At 40.6% G+C, this 3,373-nt stretch carries 2 protein-coding genes, 1 tRNA gene and 1 rRNA gene; 3 read left to right on the forward strand and 1 reads right to left on the reverse strand.

The features are described 5' to 3' along the window. Nucleotides 1-54: 54 nt before the first annotated feature. Together AC1DPK_RS33955 and AC1DPK_RS33960 are read left to right on the forward strand one after the other, a co-directional pair. Nucleotides 55-134, forward strand: a tRNA-Leu gene (locus AC1DPK_RS33955). A 254-nt stretch (nt 135-388) separates the two neighbouring features. Further along, the gene (locus AC1DPK_RS33960) at nt 389-1,663 is read left to right on the forward strand and encodes an ATP-binding protein (protein ID WP_477513007.1); all 1,275 of its coding nucleotides are present in this window, start codon (nt 389-391) and stop codon (nt 1,661-1,663) included. 136 nt (nt 1,664-1,799) lie between these two features. On the opposite strand, the gene AC1DPK_RS33965 is transcribed toward AC1DPK_RS33960, so the two are convergent. After that, nucleotides 1,800-2,576, reverse strand: coding sequence for a MerR family transcriptional regulator (locus AC1DPK_RS33965; RefSeq protein WP_477513008.1), 777 nt, complete (start codon nt 2,574-2,576; stop codon nt 1,800-1,802). A gap of 659 nt (nt 2,577-3,235) precedes the next feature. On the opposite strand from AC1DPK_RS33965, the gene AC1DPK_RS33970 reads away from it, so the two are divergent. Then, nucleotides 3,236-3,373, forward strand: a 16S ribosomal RNA gene (locus AC1DPK_RS33970); the annotation flags it as partial.

Consider the following 3,373-nt stretch of genomic DNA (forward strand, 5'->3'; position numbering starts at 1 on the left):
AGGGTGTCGTAGGTTCGAATCCTACATGACTCACCATTTTTTAATCTCGGATGCGCGCGTATGGCGGAATTGGCAGACGCACTAGACTTAGGATCTAGCGGGCAACCGTGGGGGTTCAAGTCCCTCTACGCGCATCATAGTACGACAAATGAAGTCTTGCTTAGCAAGGCTTTTTTTGTTGTTTAAAAGTAGGAAATGATACTCAAATGAGATGTTTTTGAGCTATTTTTTTGTCAAAGGAGTTAGCCTCGTGTACAATAAAAACAGCTAAGGGAGGACATATATGAATTTTTCCGTCACCTTTTTTACAAATATAAGCATTCTCATCACTTGTGCTTACCTTTTTAACCTCCTATATAAGAATTTTCTAAACCGAGCTTCCTCCAATGTGAAAAATAGTTTGTTGATTGTCACTTTTATTTTATCCGGCTGGCTGACGATGATGGTTGGTGTAGAATTAGGTAAGGGGCCCTTATTCGATTTGCGCGGCGTACCTATTATTTTTGCAACATTAGTGTTCCGAGATCCGCGCCATGTTTTTATTATTGGACTTGGTATCTCTGCTTCAAGATTTTTTGTCAATGGAATAACACCAAGCTCACTAACGGGATCAATTAATATCGCTATTATGGGACTCGTCGCTGCGGGGCTCGTCATGCTTTACGAACGACGCCAGTTATGGGGCTATCGTAAGAAGGCAACGATTTCTTTGCTCACCATCAATATTGTACAGGTAACTGGTATCGCGATCTTTGGCGCTCTGTCTCGTGAGTTGTACTTGAAGCAGATTATGCCTTTTACGCTGCCTCTTTCTATTTTGCTTGGTGCCTTATTCTTATTTATTATTAATGATTTTTATAAGGAACAGCTCCAAGCGGACGAGCTGCGCGACAATAACTTGCTTCTAATGGAGCAAACGAAGGAGCTTGAAGACAAAGCGATACAAATCATGAAGTCATCCAAATACAAGTCGGACTTCCTCTCTAATATGTCTCATGAGCTTCGGACACCTCTTAATAGTATCATTGTCCTCTCAGAGCTCATTCGTGAGAATACGGCCAGCCAGGAACACAATGAGAATTTTGAGTATGCAGATATGATAAACAGCTCTAGTAACGAATTGCTGCGAATCATTAATGACATCCTTGACTTATCCAAGATGGAAGCAGGGAAAATGGATATCAACTGGGGAGAAGTGTCCGTCGAGGATGTTACGCAGCTGGTATACCATGAATTTGCCCATTTAGCTGAAAAGAAGCAGCTAAGCTTCGAAGTTTTAATAGATGAAGAGGCTCCTCAAATGCTAGTATCAGATGGGCAAAAGCTGAGCCAAATTATTCGCAATCTATTAAACAATGCTATTAAGTTTACGGATAAGGGCGATGTCGCTTTGCACGTATACAAGGATAAGCTTACTGACTGCATTGTATTTGTTGTAAAGGACACCGGTATTGGGATAGATGAGGACAACCAGCAGCGAGTCTTTGATACATTTTCACAAGAGGACAGCACGATTCAGCGGAAATATGAAGGAACTGGATTAGGGCTTTCTATTTGCATACAGCTTACCAATCTACTTGGCGGCAAACTTGCGCTTAAAAGTACAAAGGGAGTTGGAAGTAAGTTTGCACTAAGTGTGCCGTTATATCCTACAACGAAATAGGATAGCTGCTTCGATTGGAACCGCAAATCGCTTTCGACTAGGTTGGAGAGTAAGTTTCTATATAAAGAAATGAGTTGTTAGATTCGACTAACAGCAAGGAAGGTGTAGTTAGGCAAATGCCTTCCTACACCTTTCTTTATGGATTTAGCGAGGTATCCATATTTGTATAAATAAGAATGGCATCTCTTAGAAATACAGCAGCACCGGGCAGGTTTTTATCATAATAGGCTGTAAACCTTTCATCATCTACATACATTTGAGCAACACCCGCATGTGCTTCTTTGGTATAGCTGCCCCAATAAAAACTTAGCCATTGTCGATGGAGATCGGCTGCTTTCTGTGCTAACTGACCAGCGGGATCACCAGTTGCAAAAGCTTCCTCAAGCACGCTTATGACCTCGGCCCCTAACTTTTCGATTTCAGTGTGCTGTTCTTTAGTCATGTTTTTGATTATTTGGTTAGAGAGATCCACCTGCTCGTTTCCGTACTTTTCTCTAATCTCTTTACCAAAGCTCTTCTCATTCTCATTAACGAGCTGCTGCTTAAAACCTTCGAATTTCTCTTTATTCTCCATTATTATTCTCCCTTCTTTTTGAGCTAATGTTTTGTCGACATTAGCGATAAGCTGATCTAGCTGAACTCTTTTCTCTAAAAGCTTTTGTCGATGCTGCAGCAGTGCCTTCTCACCGTCAAAGGAAGGTGATGTCACGATGGCCTTGATTTCCTCTAATCCGATTCCAAGCTCTTTGTAAAATAGAATCTGCTGCAGCCGATCAACCTCCGCTTGCCCATAAATGCGATAGCCTGAAGAATTCAACCGTGCAGGTTTAAGCATGTCGATCTCATCATAATAACGCAGCGCACGTGTACTAATTCCAGCTAATCGACCTAGCTTTTGTATGGTATATTCCATGTGTTCACCTCCTGACAACATCATCGTACACCTTCACGCAACGTGAAGGTCAACTGTTTTTTTATAACGCAAGAGCAATAGTAAAGGATTTAACCAGTGTGGAATTGGAGGATGAACTAATGTCTTTCATGTAATTATTCTGTTTATTGAAGTAAGTAAACTCTATTCACAATTAACGAGGAATTGTTGTATAGCCGAGAATGCTATTGTTGAAAATAATGTTATCCAGCGATGGAGAGCGATATAGCATTATAAAATGGATGGAAAGCAGTTATGATTGAGAATGTTAAAGAGTTGTTCATTTGCGCTGTAAACGATATCCATTTATAATTAATGTTATTCTTCTTCTTTAAAGATGGAATCATGTATTTACATGCTTTATTGTAGTAAACATAGGCATTACAGCTGTATAGAAAGGGTTTTACATATGTAAATAAAGATTATTATAAATTAATTTCAAAAAAGACTTGCATTAATGGGTGAATGCATGGTATATTCTATTTCTGGCCGAGAGACACACGCGGACAGCAAGCAAAACAAGCATGACAAACGAAAGAATAGATTGCTCTTTGAAAACTGAACAACGAGTAATAACTGCCCTTACGATTCTAACGAATCGTGAGAAAAGCGATAAAAAAGTAATGAGCAWKTCAAACACCAATTTGGAGAGTTTGATCCTGGCTCAGGACGAACGCTGGCGGCGTGCCTAATACATGCAAGTCGAGCGGAGTTGATGAGGTGCTTGCACCTCTGATACTTAGCGGCGGACGGGTGAGTAACACGTGGGTAACCTGCCT

This window comes from Paenibacillus sp. 01T424 (assembly GCF_056398745.1).

Excerpts from the sequence above, each read along its gene's own strand:
- AC1DPK_RS33965 (WP_477513008.1), bottom strand. The coding sequence starts at position 2,576 with ATGGAATATACCATACAAAAGCTAGGTCGATTAGCTGGAATTAGTACA.